19 protein-coding genes and 1 tRNA gene are annotated in these 15,070 nt (G+C 33.2%); 15 read left to right on the plus strand and 5 right to left on the minus strand.

Annotated features, from left to right (window positions below):
- Positions 1–365: 365 nt before the first annotated feature.
- The 12 genes from ABWP20_RS06320 to ABWP20_RS06375 all read left to right on the plus strand — a co-directional run bounded on the left by ABWP20_RS06320 (position 366) and on the right by ABWP20_RS06375 (position 8,318).
- Entirely contained in the window at positions 366–1,028 is a 663-nt protein-coding gene (locus ABWP20_RS06320) for an amino acid ABC transporter permease (RefSeq protein ID WP_353094834.1), read from the plus strand.
- A 25-nt stretch (positions 1,029–1,053) separates the two neighbouring features.
- Entirely contained in the window at positions 1,054–1,782 is a 729-nt protein-coding gene (locus ABWP20_RS06325; RefSeq protein ID WP_353094836.1) for an amino acid ABC transporter ATP-binding protein, read from the plus strand.
- A gap of 152 nt (positions 1,783–1,934) precedes the next feature.
- A complete protein-coding gene (locus ABWP20_RS06330) occupies positions 1,935–2,735 on the plus strand; it encodes a transporter substrate-binding domain-containing protein (RefSeq protein ID WP_353094838.1) in 801 nt (266 codons plus the stop codon).
- Positions 2,736–2,849: 114 nt separating this feature from the next.
- Positions 2,850–3,449 (plus strand): nucleotide-binding protein, encoded by a 600-nt coding sequence (locus ABWP20_RS06335; protein ID WP_353095027.1) that lies wholly within the window; start codon positions 2,850–2,852, stop codon positions 3,447–3,449.
- A 116-nt stretch (positions 3,450–3,565) separates the two neighbouring features.
- Positions 3,566–4,606: a nitrogenase component 1 gene (locus ABWP20_RS06340; protein ID WP_353094840.1), complete on the plus strand. Its 1,041-nt coding sequence runs from the start codon at positions 3,566–3,568 to the stop codon at positions 4,604–4,606.
- Positions 4,607–4,780: 174 nt separating this feature from the next.
- Entirely contained in the window at positions 4,781–5,044 is a 264-nt protein-coding gene (locus ABWP20_RS06345; RefSeq protein WP_353094842.1) for a hypothetical protein, read from the plus strand.
- Positions 5,045–5,082: 38 nt separating this feature from the next.
- The gene (locus ABWP20_RS06350) at positions 5,083–5,484 is read left to right on the plus strand and encodes a nitrogenase component 1 (protein WP_353094844.1); all 402 of its coding nucleotides are present in this window, start codon (positions 5,083–5,085) and stop codon (positions 5,482–5,484) included.
- The gene (locus tag ABWP20_RS06355) at positions 5,411–5,755 is read left to right on the plus strand and encodes a cation transporting ATPase C-terminal domain-containing protein (protein WP_353094846.1); all 345 of its coding nucleotides are present in this window, start codon (positions 5,411–5,413) and stop codon (positions 5,753–5,755) included. Before ABWP20_RS06350 ends, ABWP20_RS06355 begins: the two co-directional genes overlap by 74 nt.
- A 152-nt stretch (positions 5,756–5,907) precedes the next feature.
- Positions 5,908–5,999: transfer RNA gene (locus tag ABWP20_RS06360), tRNA-Ser, on the plus strand.
- 125 nt (positions 6,000–6,124) lie between these two features.
- Entirely contained in the window at positions 6,125–6,304 is a 180-nt protein-coding gene (locus ABWP20_RS06365) for a hypothetical protein (RefSeq protein ID WP_353094848.1), read from the plus strand.
- A 365-nt stretch (positions 6,305–6,669) separates the two neighbouring features.
- Positions 6,670–7,338 carry a class I SAM-dependent methyltransferase gene (locus ABWP20_RS06370; protein WP_353094850.1) on the plus strand — a complete coding sequence of 223 codons (669 nt, stop codon included), beginning with the start codon at positions 6,670–6,672 and terminating at the stop codon, positions 7,336–7,338.
- 284 nt (positions 7,339–7,622) lie between these two features.
- Positions 7,623–8,318, plus strand: coding sequence for a TVP38/TMEM64 family protein (locus tag ABWP20_RS06375; protein ID WP_353094852.1), 696 nt, complete (start codon positions 7,623–7,625; stop codon positions 8,316–8,318).
- Between the two features lie 146 nt (positions 8,319–8,464).
- Here ABWP20_RS06375 and arsB read toward each other — a convergent pair whose 3' ends face one another.
- From arsB to ABWP20_RS06395, 4 genes are read right to left on the minus strand one after another with little or no spacing between them, the layout of a single operon-like run.
- Positions 8,465–9,511, minus strand: a complete 1,047-nt coding sequence (gene arsB / locus ABWP20_RS06380; protein WP_353094854.1) for an ACR3 family arsenite efflux transporter — start codon at positions 9,509–9,511, stop codon at positions 8,465–8,467.
- 47 nt (positions 9,512–9,558) lie between these two features.
- Positions 9,559–11,304 carry an arsenical pump-driving ATPase gene (gene arsA, locus ABWP20_RS06385; RefSeq protein ID WP_353094856.1) on the minus strand — a complete coding sequence of 582 codons (1,746 nt, stop codon included), beginning with the start codon at positions 11,302–11,304 and terminating at the stop codon, positions 9,559–9,561.
- Positions 11,305–11,323: 19 nt separating this feature from the next.
- The gene (gene arsD, locus ABWP20_RS06390) at positions 11,324–11,710 is read right to left on the minus strand and encodes an arsenite efflux transporter metallochaperone ArsD (protein WP_353094858.1); all 387 of its coding nucleotides are present in this window, start codon (positions 11,708–11,710) and stop codon (positions 11,324–11,326) included.
- 20 nt (positions 11,711–11,730) lie between these two features.
- Complete coding sequence (locus ABWP20_RS06395) at positions 11,731–12,054, minus strand: ArsR/SmtB family transcription factor (protein WP_503012515.1); 324 nt, start codon at positions 12,052–12,054, stop codon at positions 11,731–11,733.
- Between the two features lie 261 nt (positions 12,055–12,315).
- Here ABWP20_RS06395 and ABWP20_RS06400 point away from each other — a divergent pair, with 261 nt between their 5' ends.
- From ABWP20_RS06400 to ABWP20_RS06410, 3 genes are read left to right on the plus strand one after another with little or no spacing between them, the layout of a single operon-like run.
- Positions 12,316–13,248 carry a CobW family GTP-binding protein gene (locus tag ABWP20_RS06400; RefSeq protein ID WP_353094860.1) on the plus strand — a complete coding sequence of 311 codons (933 nt, stop codon included), beginning with the start codon at positions 12,316–12,318 and terminating at the stop codon, positions 13,246–13,248.
- Between the two features lie 16 nt (positions 13,249–13,264).
- A complete protein-coding gene (locus ABWP20_RS06405; protein WP_353094862.1) occupies positions 13,265–13,618 on the plus strand; it encodes an ArsR/SmtB family transcription factor in 354 nt (117 codons plus the stop codon).
- Between the two features lie 30 nt (positions 13,619–13,648).
- Positions 13,649–13,882, plus strand: a complete 234-nt coding sequence (locus ABWP20_RS06410) for a thioredoxin family protein (RefSeq protein ID WP_353094864.1) — start codon at positions 13,649–13,651, stop codon at positions 13,880–13,882.
- Between the two features lie 182 nt (positions 13,883–14,064).
- On the opposite strand, the gene ABWP20_RS06415 is transcribed toward ABWP20_RS06410, so the two are convergent.
- Positions 14,065–15,069, minus strand: coding sequence for a permease (locus ABWP20_RS06415; protein WP_353094866.1), 1,005 nt, complete (start codon positions 15,067–15,069; stop codon positions 14,065–14,067).
- Position 15,070: the final 1 nt, after the last annotated feature.

A 15,070-nucleotide genomic window follows, 5' to 3' on the forward strand; every position in this document is an offset into this window, starting at 1 on the left:
GGATAAATGATAAAATTAGCTTGGGAATTGAGGATGTATAAAAAGTGTTTTTTAATAATATAAAGTATTTATTTTACCTAGGACATTATACGTTGGTAAATCTTAAAGAAATCAGACAAGGGTCTATCTGGCAGATTTTACTGTGAATAGAAGGAATGTCAGATTTTTTTTATGTGGAATAGCCATACTGTTCTCTCAGAATGGTTGCATCGCTTATTTTGGAATCAGCATACCGTTTGATTGGAATTTGCATATATCAGCAATTTTTTACAAAAATAAATCTATAAAGTGGAAAATATAACTAAAAATATTAACTTATTATTGAGCGAAATGTAGGAATAAAAGAATGAGCAAGGAGAAGAAAAATGGATTTTGAGTTTATGAGGAGAATTTTTCCACATATTTTTCTGGCGAGCAGACAGACCATCGCAATTTCTTTGTTGTCACTTGTGTTTTCACTTCTAATTGCAGTAATAATTTCCTGTATTATATATCATAATGTTAGAATCGTGACCCCTATATTAAAGATATATGTATCTTTTTTTAGAGGCACTCCTGCGTTATTGCAACTTTATTTAATATATTTTGGATTAGGAAATACAGATATTCCTATTTTGTCTACAATGAACGCATACACTGCGGTAATCGTTGCACTTTCTCTAAACATGTCGGCTTATATGGCGGAATCTTTGAGGGGAGCTCTCTCATCAGTGGATAAAGGACAAAAGGAAGCTGGAATAACGATTGGACTTTCAAATGTTCAGATTTTTACACGTATTGTTTTCCCACAAGCATTTCGAGTAGCTGTTCCATCATTGAGTAACAGCTTTGTGGATCTGGTAAAAGGGTCTTCTATGGCTTTTACAATTGGAGTTGCGGAATTGATGGCAACTGCAAATTTAGAGGGAATTGCGTCGTTCAAATTTTTGGAAACATTTTTTATTGCAACGATGATTTATTGGATGTTGACTTTAATCATCAATTTTTTACAACGGAAATTAGAATTATATTTAGGACGTGCTTATTAATAGAGTGATAGTGAGGAACTATGAGATGCTGAAGATAGAGGAACTTTATAAAAGCTTTGGGAAGTCAGAAATTTTAAAAGGTATTAATCTAGAAGTGAAGAAAGGGGAAACGGTAGCGCTTATTGGACCGTCTGGGACAGGTAAGTCAACGCTTCTTCGATGCATTAATTATTTGGAAATTCCTCAAAAAGGAATCATAACATTAGGAGATGCATCAGTAAATGCAGAGTCTGCACACAAAAGTCAGATAAAAAAAATACGCAGTCAGTCAGCTATGGTATTTCAAAATTATAATTTGTTTAAAAATATGACAATTCTTGAAAATGTTATGGAGCCACTTGTGTATGTTCAGAAACTTTCAAAAGCACAGGCGAGAGAAGAGGCATGTGGCTATTTGGAACAGGTAGGGTTATCTGATAAGAAAGAACAATATCCATCAAGAATTTCTGGTGGTCAGCAGCAACGGGCGGCGATTGCAAGAGCCATGGCAGTGAAACCAAAGATTATGCTGTTCGATGAGCCAACATCAGCACTTGATCCAGAGCTTACAGGAGAGGTTTTGTCGGTAATTAAAAAGTTGGCACAAAATCATAGTACGATGTTAATTGTGACGCATGAGATGAATTTTGCGAGAGAAGCAGCAGACCGTATTGTGTATATGGAGGATGGTTATATTATTGAACAGGGGGTGCCTGAAGATATTTTGAATCACGCGAAAGACGAAAGAACTAGAAGATTTCTTGGACAATCATAAGGTAAGGTTATAAGTGCAGAGGGTTTAAACACTATGGGGAAAAGCTAAGCAGTTATGATAGACACTATTAAATGAAGAGGAGAAAAGAAATGAGAAACAAAAATGTAAGGAAACTGATAGGGCTATTAATGGCAACTGTGTTGGGGTTTGCAGTGCTAACCGGTTGTGGTGCTGAAAGATCAGAGAAAGATATAAAATTGGCATCTGATGACAAAAAAATAGAACAGGAAGCGGATGTTCCTACAAATGTAATTGTTGCTTCAAGCGGAACATATTATCCATTTGGATTTATGGAAGAGGGAAAACCAAAAGGATTTGAAATTGATATTTGGGATGAGATTGGAAAACGTACTGGACTTACAGTAGAGAGAAAATTTGCCGCGTATTCAGGACTTTTTGGAATGTTAGATAAAGGTGAAATTGATACAATTGCCAACCAGGTTTCCAAAACACCGGAGCGAGAAGAAAAATATATATTTTCTGCCCCATATGCGTACAGTCTACCAAAGATTGTTGTGAAAAAAGGAAATCCGGAAAATATTCATACATTAGATGATTTGATTGGAAAGAAAGTAATCGTGGCTACGGGAGCTCGCGAGGGAGATGTTATCAATGAGTTATATCCCAATGGAGAAATTACTGTAGTTCCATATGAGGGCGAAGAGTTACTAGATGTGGAAAACGGTAAAATGCCTGCGGCTATTACAACAGAATCCGCAACAGCAGTAGCAATTAAAGATCAGAATCGTGATGTGGAAATTGTTGGACCTCCGATTTATATAGAGGAAAATGCTTATGTGTTTGCAAAGACAGAGCGTGGAGAATATCTTCAGAAAAAAGTAGATGCTGCTGTTAAAGAAATGCGAGAAGATGGAACACTAAAAAGGCTCTCTGAAAAGTGGTTTGGAATTGATATTACAACACCCCCTGATGTAGAGCCTGTAGCAAAATAGTATGCAGTAACCATAAACAGGGATGTTTTGAAGCCATATGGTTTTGAAATATCCCTAATTTTTAGAGAGAGGTTTTGTAAGATGAAAAAGATAGCAATATATTGAAAAGGTGGCATTGGAAAATCCACCGTGACAAGTAATATGGCTGCAGCATTGGCAGCTACAGGATATCGGGTATTGCAGATCGGATGTGATCCTAAAGCTGATTCGACAGTAAATTTGCTAAATGGAAAGTCTAAGATTTCTGTTTTAGAATATTTCCGGAAGAAGGAGGAAGCGCTAACACTAGAAGATATTGTAGTGGAGGGATTTGCTGGTGTACCGTGTGTAGAAGCAGGAGGACCTACTCATGCTATAGGATGTGCTGGGAGAGGAATTGTTACGGCAATGAATGTTTTGGAGGAGCTGGAAATTTTTGAAAGATATCAACCCGATATAGTGTTTTATGATATTCTTGGTGATGTTGTATGCGGAAGATTTGCAGCGCCGATACGAGATGGATATGCAGATGAAGTGGTAATTGTTACATCAGGAGAAAAGATGTCTTTATTTGCGGCGAAAAATATTTATGAAGCGGTAGAAAACTTTAAAGATTTAGGGTATGCGTCTATAAAAGAGGTTATTCTGAATAGGAGAAATGTGAAAGGGGAAGAAGAAATAGTGAAAAATTTTGCTCGTGAGAGAGGAATTGAGCTTCTGGGTGATATTTCATGAGATGATAATATTCAATTCTGGGAAGAGAAAAATCAGACTGTAATTCAAGGGGATAGCGACCTCCCAATTTCTAAAAAATTTGTAGAAGTTGCACGTGCAGTAATAGGAGAAGAGAGATGAAAAGAGAGGTAAGATCATTTTCTATTGAACAGGTTGGAGAGTTTTTACAACAAGGATTTCCGAAAGATTGGAATCAACAAGGGAGCCTACGCTATATGAGTTCTGGAGGAGGAGCCGGAGATATCAGTCCCGTGAGAACACCGATGGTTGTTCCAGAATCGGCAATTTTAATGGTTTCACCGGCGGCTTGTGCAAGGCATGGTTCCATAGGGAATATTTTGAATGGTAATGGAAAGAGAATGTGGACGCTGCGTCTTGAAGAGACTGAAATCGTTTCTGGCGAGTATCTAAAACGGGTGGAAGAAGCTGCATGGGAGGTGATTAGGAAAAGTGTTCCACCAATCAAAGCACTTTTTATATGCGGTTTTACGAGAATGGAGCCGATTCTGAACAAACATTGGATTTCTGGTGAAAGTAGAACTTTGAAGAGTATTTATGGAATGATTCGCTGTTCTTCCAGCGATAAAAAAGAGCGGGCAATTAATATTATCGGCAGGGAGAAGATTCCTGCGAAAGAAAGTGATTTTTATAGAATTCTGCAATATGTTGGAATAGATCGGGTGAATCACATGAGCTTGTGTAAGACGATGGAAGATATAGACCGCATGGGAAATGCTGTTTTAAATATCGGAATCGAACCTCGAACAGAAGAGGCATGCAAATATATGGAAAAAAATCTGGGAATTCCATATGTAAGACTTAATAACACTTATGACTTAGATGAAATCAAAGAAGGATACATGAAAATAAGTGAAGCTTTGGGGCGAAAACTGGATGATAGTCTTTTTCATAGAAATGCGAAAGAAAAAATAGATAAGTTGGTAGAAAAATGGGGAAATAAGTCTATCGTTGTGGGAGAAAAATTGGATCGAAGACCATTTAAGGCTGCAAAAGATTTGGTGAAATGGGGTCTTTCTGTAAATGCTGTATTTTCACGTTTTATTGTTAAGGAAGATATGGAAACGATATTCAAAATGTTTCTCAATGGGAGGAGAAAAGAAAATGAAAGAACTATTTCATATTCTTCCGGCATTTAGTTCTGATTATGCTGGTGTATATAGCGTATTGACGCAAATGGGTGGATTGATTGTCACATATGATGTCTTGGACATATTTTAGAACTAGATGATTACAGAAACGATGAGATACTACCTGCAATTTTTTCTGTTAATCTTCGGGAAATTGATGCGGCGTTGGGAGATGATGGAAAGTTGCTATTAAAACTGGAGCGGGCAGTTATTTCACTGGAAAGTCCGTGGGTTGCATTAGTAGGAACGCCGGTACCGATGATTTTAGGGAAGGATTACAGAGCCCTTGAGAAAAGAATCGGTAAAGTGCTTGGAATACCGTGTATCTGTTTTTCGACCGATGGAATGAATTTTTATGATTATGGACAGGAATTAGCCTATGTTCGATTGCTTCAAAAATTTGCGGAAGAAGAGTATGAGACAGAAAAAAACCATGGGCAAATGTGATAGGGGCAACTCCTTTAGATATGTGGGAAGATTCTTCTATGTCAGATTTGAGAGATATATTAAGACAGTGCGGTATAGAAAAAGCAATGTGTTGGGGAGATAGTTCCGGCATTCAGAATATAAAAGAAGCCGGTCATGCTGCAGTAACGATTGTATTATCGGTTTCTGGGATTCATGCTGCCCAAATTTTGAAAGAAAGGTTTGGTATACCATATATTACAGGGTTTCCAGTAGGAAGAAAAGCGCTTGAAGAATATACGTTTAAGATAAAGTCTGTGCTTAATCCGGCAATGGAAAAAATAAACTTTTCAATAAATCAAGCAAAAAGAGAGAATACATTTGAAAGGATTTCTCATATTCCTTCCGTTGAACTCAATTTTTATTACTTTAATATTATTTATACAAATGTTCTGGAATTCTCTAGGAGTGTCAACATATAATTATAATGAATTTGGTATGAATGAAATGCAAACATCTTTATTTGCTTTATTAGCTTTTAGTGCTTTATTTAATGCTCTAAATTGTAGAGAATTTGGATTAAATAGTGTAATCCCTAATTTTATAAAAAATAAAATGGCGTTGATAACATTATTTTTAACAGGATTTGCTCAAATAGTATTTATGACATATTATAATTATTTCTTTAATACGGTTCCCTTAAGGCTTACTATTTGGGTAAAGATTATAATTATGTCTTCCGCAGTTGTATAGGGTAATGAAGTCATTAAGCATTTTTTGAAAATTTTACGTTCAAAAGTCGCATATTAATATGTGACTTTTGATTTTTATATAAATAATTATTAATGTTTCTTCAGCTGTTAATTCTAATTTTTTTATGATATAATATTTAACGTGAGTTTGATGGAGAGGTGTCCGAGAGGTTGAAGGTGGCGGTCTCGAAAACCGTTGTGCAGTGTAAGCTGCACCGTGGGTTCAAATCCCACTCTCTCCGCCAAGTTATAAGCTACATTTTTGTTGGTAATAAACCAATGGAAATGTAGTTTTTTTATATCTAAATTAGTATTTGGAGTTTGCAGTACTCATTTAGGCACTGTATTTTTGCGTTAAGGAGGCTTTGAAATGAGTAAACAAATTACTACTATTCCTGCAAGACAAGGTCAATTTGATAAAAGATTAAAGGTTGCTACTTATGCCGTATCAGTACAGAGTTTGAAGTCTACTACACTAAGGAAATCTATGATAACCCTGATTAGGATTTTGCCAGCATTTACGCTGAATAGGAATCAGGCACCAAAATAGAGAATAGAGATGAAGTTCAGAGATTAACTAAAGATTGCCGACATGGGAAAATAGATTTAGTTTTGACGAAATTTCTAACTGTTTTAGACAACTATTGTAAAACTGGAAAATGTTTGTTAAGATTATCATTAACGATGATATTCACGGTTAATATCAACAAAAATCTTTCGTTTTATAACATTATGATGCTGTAATTTTTTTGTTGATTAGGGATTTTAAAGCTTTATTTCAACACAATTCACCAGTAGTGAGCTAAAAACACAATAGTTACAGATTGCTAACTCTGAGATAATCATAATTCAGTCTTAACTCAGAAAAGAATACTTATTTGATTCTAATTTACAATGAGAAGAGGGATGAGAAACATGAGCAATTACTATAGCGAAAAATTAAATTCTCAAAAGCTATTTCATGTGTATGAAACCCAAATTCCACGTATCAAGGAGTATTTACAAGCAGAGATAAATCTTGTCAAAAAAAGTCTATCAAAGACACAAAGAGTTTTAGAACTTGGAGCCGGATATGGTCGAATTGTTAGGGAATTAGCTCCCCACTGTGGCTCTATAGTGGGGATAGATATTTCGGAGGAAAGTGTCGAGTTGGGTAGGGAGTATCTCAAAGACTATCCCAATGCAACCATGGTTGTGATGGATGTTCACAAGATGGAATTTTCCAAGCCTTTTGATAACATTCTTTGTCTGCAAAATGGATTGTCTGCCATGCATGCTGATACCACCATCATTCACAAAGTTCTTGAGACATTAGCACTAGGAGGAACGGCCTATTTTAGCAGTTATAGTGCTAAATTTTGGGATTTCCGTCTTAAATGGTTTGAGGAGCAGGTCGCTAAAGGGCTTTTGGGGGAAATTGACTATGCCAAAACCCAAAACGGCGTGATTATTTGCAAGGATGGTTTCAAGGCGACTATCTATTCACCCGAGGATTTTCAGAAAATCGGTGAGGAGTCGGGATACCCATATGAGGTGCAAGAAGTGGATGAGTCCAGCGTGTTTCTTATTATCCATAAAAACTAACCAATATTTTGACCTAATGACATAGAATATATAGATAACTTAAATGAAAAATATCTATAGGTAGTAAGCTATCTATAGATATTTTTTGTTCATAATTTATAATGATTTATGTCTAGAATCCTCTAAACATAGGGAATTTGGCTTTACTGAGAAAAAAATTTATATTTTTTCCTTATTATATATAGGTAAGGATTATTGACGCTGTATCTTAAAATGCGTTTGACTTATATATGTACCTTAGATACAATCAAATAGAAAAATAATATATTAACAGGGGGAGGAAAATGAGTAAAGATAAGAAATCTGGAATTATAAAATTTGTAGTTTTGATTGTGATTATACTATCATTTATTTTTATTAAGCCACTTAATAATGGTTTAAGAAATATGATTTCTGCATTTAAAGATGTGGAATCTGTGAAGGAATATATTAGGTCATTTGGAGCATGGGCTGTAGCTATTTCATTTATGATGATGATATTACAAGCCATTGCTGCTCCAATACCAGCATTCTTTATAACCTTTGCAAATGCAGCTATTTGGGGATGGTGGAAAGGAGCTATACTTTCCTGGTCTAGTGCTATGGCAGGTGCTGCTGTGTGCTTTGGTATTTCAAGGATTTATGGAAGAAGGGTTGCCGAGAAATTTGCCAGCAAAATGGCTTTAGATGATGTAGAAGTCTTTTTTGAGAAATACGGAAAGAATACTATACTTATAGCAAGGCTCTTACCATTTGTACCTTTTGACCCTATTAGTTATGCAGCGGGGTTAACACCTATGGGATTTTGGGGATTTTTTATAGCCACAGGAATTGGTCAGTTGCCAGCAACTATTGTTTATTCATATGCTTCAGCTAAATCATCTGATCCATCTACATTTGTAAAAGGGTTGTTATTATTATTTGGAATTAGTGCATTAGTATATACTATAAGAAAAATTTGGATTGAAAAGCAGAAAAAAGACGATAAAGCCAATTTATAAAATAAGATGACTTTTCTTTAAATTTAAGGAAGATACACAAAAATAATCTAATTTTAAAATTAGATTATTTTTGTATTAATAATAGCTATTTATTTTCTATATTTTCTTCATTACTTGTACTGTTAAGGTCTTGTTTTAGGATGTTTCTATTTGAACCATTCTCTTGTGTTATTTGCTATTCTTACAAGAGTAAGCATTACTGGAACTTCAACAAGTACACCTACTACAGTTGCTATAGCTGCCCCAGACTTCAATCCAAATAAAGAGATAGCTACTGCTACTGCTAGTTCAAAGAAATTCGATGCTCCAATCATACCCGCCGGTGCAGCTACATCATGAGGTAATTTCCATGCCTTTGCCCATAAATATGCAATGAAAAATATAAGGAATGTTTGGATGATTAGAGGTATTGCAATTAACACTATATTTATGGGATTATCAACTATTGTCTGGCCTTGAAATGAGAAAATAATTATTAAAGTTAATAAAAGCCCTATTATCGTCACATTACTAAACTTTGGAATAAAAATCTTTTCAAAGTATTCTAATCCTTTGTTTTTGGTGATAACTACCCTTGAAAACCAACCAGCAGCTAATGGTATAACTACAAATAATACAACAGATAAAAATAATGTATTCCAAGGAATAGAAATGTTACTCATACCTAATAAGAATGCAACTATAGGAACAAATCCAACTAATATTATAAGGTCGTTTGTAGCTACTTGGACAAGAGTATATGCTGGATCTCCCTTGGTCAAATGACTCCATACGAACACCATTGCAGTACAAGGTGCTGCTCCTAGAAGTACTGCCCCTGCAAGATATTCTTTTGCAAGTTCAGAGGATATAAAGTTTTTAAATACTACATTAAAGAAAAATATTGCTATTCCGTACATTGTAAATGGTTTAATTAACCAGTTTGTAACCCACGTAATTATAAGCCCTTTTGGATTTTCACCAACTCTTTTTATACTACGAAAATCAACTTTTAACATCATTGGATAAATCATTAGCCATATTAATATTGCTACTGGTATAGAAACACTTGCATATTCAAACTTACTTAAAAATTCAGGTATCTGAGGGAGATACACTCCGATGAGTACTCCTACTACCATACATATAGCAACCCATAATGTAAGGTATCTTTCAAAGAAACTAATTCCTGATTGTAGATTTTCTTTTGCCATAGATATTCTCCTTTCATATGAAATTACTAACTTGAATCAAGTAAGCTCTATTTTAAGAGCTTACTTAGATTTTCACCTTTTACTTCTTCTGGAATCCACTTAATTACTGCAAAATTTCCTTCAGATATTTCATTTACCTTATTGATCCATTGCACTTCATTACTTGCTTTTACTTTTAATATTTCATTAGTTGTATTAGTTGCATAGAAGCTTGAGTTAATTACCCACCATTTACTATAGATACCAGCTCTATTCAAGTCTTCCTGTAACCCCATAGCTTCATGAACTGGAGTAGTTTCAGCAAGTGTAACTATTATAACTTCAGTTTGATTACCATCTCTTAACTTAGGCAATAGTTTCTTAACTGATTCAGGAATATCTCCTTGTGTTCGTGCAATTTCTCTATTATAGCTTTGCGTGGACTCTAATAATAGCAAAGTATGACCTGTTGGGGCTGTATCGATGACTACTACTTCATTTTCTGAACGTTCTACTATTTCAGCAAAGGCTCTAAATACTGCAATTTCTTGAGTGCAAGGAGATCTTAAATCTTCTTCAACATAAGCAATATCATCATCAGTCATGGTTTCCCTTGCTTTACTTAGTACTTCTTCTTGATATCTTTTTAGCTCTTTCTTTTCATCTATACTACTTATAGTAATTCCGTAACTTTCATCTATAACAAAGTTTAAATGTGCTGCAGGATCAGTTGTTGTCAAATGAACCTTCTTTCCCCTCTTAGCCAATTCAACTGCAATAGTAGCAGCTATTGTAGTTTTACCAACTCCACCTTTACCCATAGTAAAGATAATCTTTTTATTTTTTCTATATAAATCTTCTATTATAATATTAAGTGAGGGGATATTATCAACGGTTAATTTATCATTATTGTATTTAATATTATCACTTTTGAAAAATGCTCTCAGATTTTCTAAACCAGTCATATTATAAGGTCTTAATGGAATTTTATAAATTTCAATATTCTTAAGTCCTTCTGGCAGTTCTTTTAATGCATTTTGTTGTTTGTCAAAAATAGCATTAGAAAGATAATCATCATGAGCTCTAAGGACTCCATTAATTACTAGGAGTTGATTATTTATGCCGATATCTTTTAACTCATTAGAGGCTCTATCAGCTTCCTTTAAAGCTGATACTTCAGGTCGAGATATTAATATAAGTGTAGTTTTTTCTTTGTCTGCTAGATTCTCTACTGCATTTCTATAGACTTCCTTTTTAGCTTCAAGCCCTGATAATTGCCCTAAGCATGATGCACCATGGGTACTTTCACTAATGAAATTAGTCCATGCTGATGGGAGTTGAAGCATCCTTAGTGTATGACCTGTTGGTGCAGTATCAAATATAATATGGTCATATTCTTCAGCTGCTTTTTCATCAGTTATAAAGCCAGAAAATTCATTGAAGGCAGCTATTTCAACTGTACATGAACCAGAAAGTTGTTCTTCCATATTTTTCAGTACAACTTCTGGTAGCTTACCTCTATATGGTGATAATACAGATTCTCTATATTCAGCAGCAGCATCCTCTGGGTCAAAATTTGCTACTACTAGATTAGGGATATCTTCTATAGATACACCTTTATTATTTAATTCCGTCTCAAATACATCTTGAAGGTTTGAAGCGGGATCAGTACTGATAAGCATAATTCTTTTACCTTCATCAGCTAAAGCAACTGCAATAGCGCAGGCAGTTGAGGTTTTTCCAACGCCACCTTTTCCAGTAAAAAATAAATATTTTGTTAAATCTATATCTTTTAAATCGAAATCTTTAAACACTATATCCCTCCTTAACTATTTAACAACATCCTTTTCCTCCACAACAATTATTGTTTTGTTTTTTAGCTTTTCTGGCTCCTATTTCAGACAGGATATATTCCTTTGGTACCTCTAACATTTTTATAAGCTCCTCATTGGTTGGATATTCCTTTGTTTTTACTACTTCCCCATCAACTATTGTAATAGGAAGAACATCTACACCTTCATCATTTAACATCTTGTTTACTATTTTATTATCTACAAATATTTGAGGATTGTTGGTTAAATTATGTCTTTCAACTAATATCCCCTTTTTTTCTAATCTGTTAATAATAGTTGCAACTCTTAAAAGTTCCTTATCAACAGATGGGCCACATACTCCTGTTGTACAGCACATAGCTGGGTCAAAGATTACCATTTTTTTCATATTTAATTCACTCCCATTATTTATTTGCAATTGCATTTACCTATATCTTTACAAATACAATCTTCTGTATCCGTTATAAGATTCATTAGAAATAAAATAATTTTGTTACATTCAATTAAATTTAAAGAATAATGACTCCATAAACCGTCTTTTCTAATATTTACTAAATTAGATTCCATTAGAACCTTCATATGATGTGAAAGTGTAGGCTGAGAAAAATCGAAATGTTCTAGTATGTCACAAGCACACATTTCACCACAAGATAATATATCAAGTATTTGAAGTCTTTTTGGATCAGATAAAGCTTTAATAATTTTTGAGTTTCCTTCATAATCAATTTTCATTTAATCACTCCTATATAGATATATGTCTATATAGCTATTATATTCATAAGTAATAACGTTGTCAATATAAGGTTTCAATATAATCATAATAATTTTTAATAGATAATAATCTATATGATAAAACAATCTATAAATATAAATAAAATCATTTTTAGTTTATAGATTTATTGACAAATAAAATAATCTGAAGTAATATAACATTATAGACATATACCCATATAGGCATATAAGTATATAATAATCTTTAAGGAGGCATATATTATGGAAAATAAAACAAAGTTATATTTACTTACAGGGTTTTTAGGGGCAGGGAAAACTACTTTCTTAACTAATGTTCTTAATGATTTAGAAGGTAAGAAAGTGGCAGTTATAATGAATGAGTTTGGTAAGGTAGGAATAGATGGAACCATAATTCAAAAAGAAGGTATGGAGCTTGTAGAAATAAATAGAGGTTCAATATTCTGCTCTTGTTTACAGCTTTCTTTTGTATCGGCATTAGTGGAAATGGCAGATAGAAATATGGAATATGTTATTGTTGAAAGTTCAGGTCTCGCTGACCCATCTAATATAGGAGAATTCTTAGAAGCTGTGAAGGTTGCAAAAGGGGATGTATATGATTATAGTGGAGCTATTTGTATAGTAGATGGTTTGAATTTCTTGGAGCAAGTAAAGGATATAGAGACTGTAGAAAGGCAGCTTAAATTTGCTCATCTAGTGATTTTATCTAAGATAGACTTAATAGATGATAATAAGCTTAATGAAGTTAAAGCAAAGATCAGAGAGATAAATGAAAGAGTAGATATTGTAGAATCTATAAATGGAAAGATAAACTATAATTTTTTAGAAAAGGATCTGTTAGAAGAAGATTGGCTTGGTGTAGAAGACACTACTAACACTCCTGAGAACAAGCCAAAGACTTTAACTTTGACCTATGAAGGAGAAGTAACAAAAGAAAAACTTACTCAGTTTTTAGATATTATAAAGAAAGATAGTTATAGAATAAAGGGATTCTTTAAATTAGAAGATGGATGGAATCAAGTAGATGTAGTAAATAAAACTATAGACTATAAGTCAACAGATAAGGGTGAAAATATATCTGAATTAGTAATCATATCTAAAATAGGACCACAGATAATTAGACCAATATTTAATACTTGGGAAGAAGTAGTAGGGGAAGAAATGAAATTAAGATAAGAAAAGGAATGATTTAATGGACCAGTTATTGAATTATTTTAAATTGCTTTCTGATGAAACAAGGCTTAGAATAATGGTACTTTTATTTCATAATGAGTTTTGTGTATGCCAGATTTGCGGCATTACTGGTATATCTCAACCTAATGTATCAAAACATCTTACTAGGCTTAGAGATATGGGATTAGTAAAAGATGAAAGAAAGGAACAGTATACTTTCTATTCTTTAAATATAGAAGATAGATTGTTTGAAGATATACTTAGGATAATAATTGATAATGTGGAGAATTATCCAATTTTAAAATCTGATATTGAAAAAAGTAAAGCAGCAGCAAAATACATTGAACTAGCAAATATGAACAGACAAAAATAAAATTGAGGTATAGATAAAGGAGAATATGAAATGATAATAAAAATCTTAGGATCTGGTTGTTCCAAATGTGATGAAATAGAAAAAAACTTGAATATAGCTATTAAAGAATTAGATATAAATGCTCAAATAGAAAAAGTAGAAGAATTAATAGAGATTGTTAAATATGGTGTTATGACTACACCCACTTTAATAATAGATGGACAAATTAAAGTGATGGGTAAAGTTCCATCAGTAAAGGAAATAAAAAAAATATTAACAAAGTAAAAGAAATAATTGAGCTATATTTAAAGAATTATTATTTTCAATAGACGATTATATAGGTTATTATTATCACAGATATGAATATGAATAAAGATTAAAAGCTGACTTTTATATTGTATAGAAGTCAGCTTTTAGTTTAGACTTTTTTAACTAAGAATCTATCATTCAATAGTAAGAATATTTTATTATATAAATAAATATCCGAATATATTAAAAGCATATCCTATTAAAAGTATTCCCAAAGTAACTAAACCAATAAATATACCTAAAAGTTTTTTCTTAACGACCTTAGAAAGCATGATTATTGAAGGGAGCGAAAGAGCTGTTACGCCCATCATAAAAGATAGAGCGGTTCCTAATCCCACTCCTTTTAATACTAATGCTTCTGCAATAGGCAATGTACCGAATATATCTGCATACATAGGTATACCTACAAAAGTTGCTATTATTACGGAATACCATTTATCTTTACCAAGTATTGTTGATATAAAGGTCTCAGGAATATAGTTGTGAATAGCAGCTCCAACTCCAACACCTATTAAAATATATAACCATACCTTTTTTATAATATCTAATACTTGTTCTTTAGCAAAATTTACTCTATCTTTAATGCTTAATTCTTGTTCTGCAATATCTAAAACTGGATTGTTAAATACAAATGATTCTACATACTTTTCTAGCTTTAATTTACTTATAATAGTTCCACTAACTACAGCAAGGATTACTCCGACTACAACATATGCTATGGCTATTTTCCAATTAAATATACTAGCCAGTAAAATAATGGATGCTAAATCCACTAGTGGCGACGATATTAAAAATGAAAATGTTGTTCCAATAGGAAGCCCTGCACTAGTAAAACCAATAAATAATGGAATAGAAGAGCATGAGCAAAATGGTGTAACTGTACCAAGTAATGCGGCTAAGATACTTCCCGTGATTCCCTTATATCTACCTAGTATCTTTCTAGTCCTTTCTGGTGGGAAGAAAGATTGAATATAAGAGATTGTGAATATTAATACTGAAAGCAATATAAATATTTTAATTACATCATAGATAAAAAAATGAATACTCCCGCCTAGTCTACTTTCAATACTTAGATTAAAGACATTCTCTACAAGAAGTCTAATTAAATTAAAAAGCCATTCCATTTTAAGTAACTGTGCATTTAACCATTTTAAAATAACCATA

Source organism: Tissierella praeacuta, assembly GCF_040396155.1.
Taxonomy (GTDB): domain Bacteria; phylum Bacillota; class Clostridia; order Tissierellales; family Tissierellaceae; genus Tissierella; species Tissierella praeacuta_A.

Bases quoted from the DNA above. Each gene is read 5' to 3' on its own strand.
- ABWP20_RS06320 (WP_353094834.1), top strand. From the start codon at position 366: ATGGATTTTGAGTTTATGAGGAGAATTTTTCCACATATTTTTCTGGCG.
- ABWP20_RS06325 (WP_353094836.1), top strand. From the start codon at position 1,054: ATGCTGAAGATAGAGGAACTTTATAAAAGCTTTGGGAAGTCAGAAATT.
- ABWP20_RS06340 (WP_353094840.1), top strand. From the start codon at position 3,566: ATGAAAAGAGAGGTAAGATCATTTTCTATTGAACAGGTTGGAGAGTTT.
- ABWP20_RS06350 (WP_353094844.1), top strand. From the start codon at position 5,083: ATGTCAGATTTGAGAGATATATTAAGACAGTGCGGTATAGAAAAAGCA.
- ABWP20_RS06365 (WP_353094848.1), top strand. From the start codon at position 6,125: ATGAGTAAACAAATTACTACTATTCCTGCAAGACAAGGTCAATTTGAT.
- ABWP20_RS06370 (WP_353094850.1), top strand. From the start codon at position 6,670: ATGAGCAATTACTATAGCGAAAAATTAAATTCTCAAAAGCTATTTCAT.
- ABWP20_RS06375 (WP_353094852.1), top strand. From the start codon at position 7,623: ATGAGTAAAGATAAGAAATCTGGAATTATAAAATTTGTAGTTTTGATT.
- arsB (WP_353094854.1), bottom strand. From the start codon at position 9,511: ATGGCAAAAGAAAATCTACAATCAGGAATTAGTTTCTTTGAAAGATAC.
- arsD (WP_353094858.1), bottom strand. From the start codon at position 11,710: ATGAAAAAAATGGTAATCTTTGACCCAGCTATGTGCTGTACAACAGGA.
- ABWP20_RS06395 (WP_503012515.1), bottom strand. From the start codon at position 12,054: ATGAAAATTGATTATGAAGGAAACTCAAAAATTATTAAAGCTTTATCT.
- ABWP20_RS06400 (WP_353094860.1), top strand. From the start codon at position 12,316: ATGGAAAATAAAACAAAGTTATATTTACTTACAGGGTTTTTAGGGGCA.
- ABWP20_RS06405 (WP_353094862.1), top strand. From the start codon at position 13,265: ATGGACCAGTTATTGAATTATTTTAAATTGCTTTCTGATGAAACAAGG.
- ABWP20_RS06410 (WP_353094864.1), top strand. From the start codon at position 13,649: ATGATAATAAAAATCTTAGGATCTGGTTGTTCCAAATGTGATGAAATA.
- ABWP20_RS06415 (WP_353094866.1), bottom strand. From the start codon at position 15,069: ATGGTTATTTTAAAATGGTTAAATGCACAGTTACTTAAAATGGAATGG.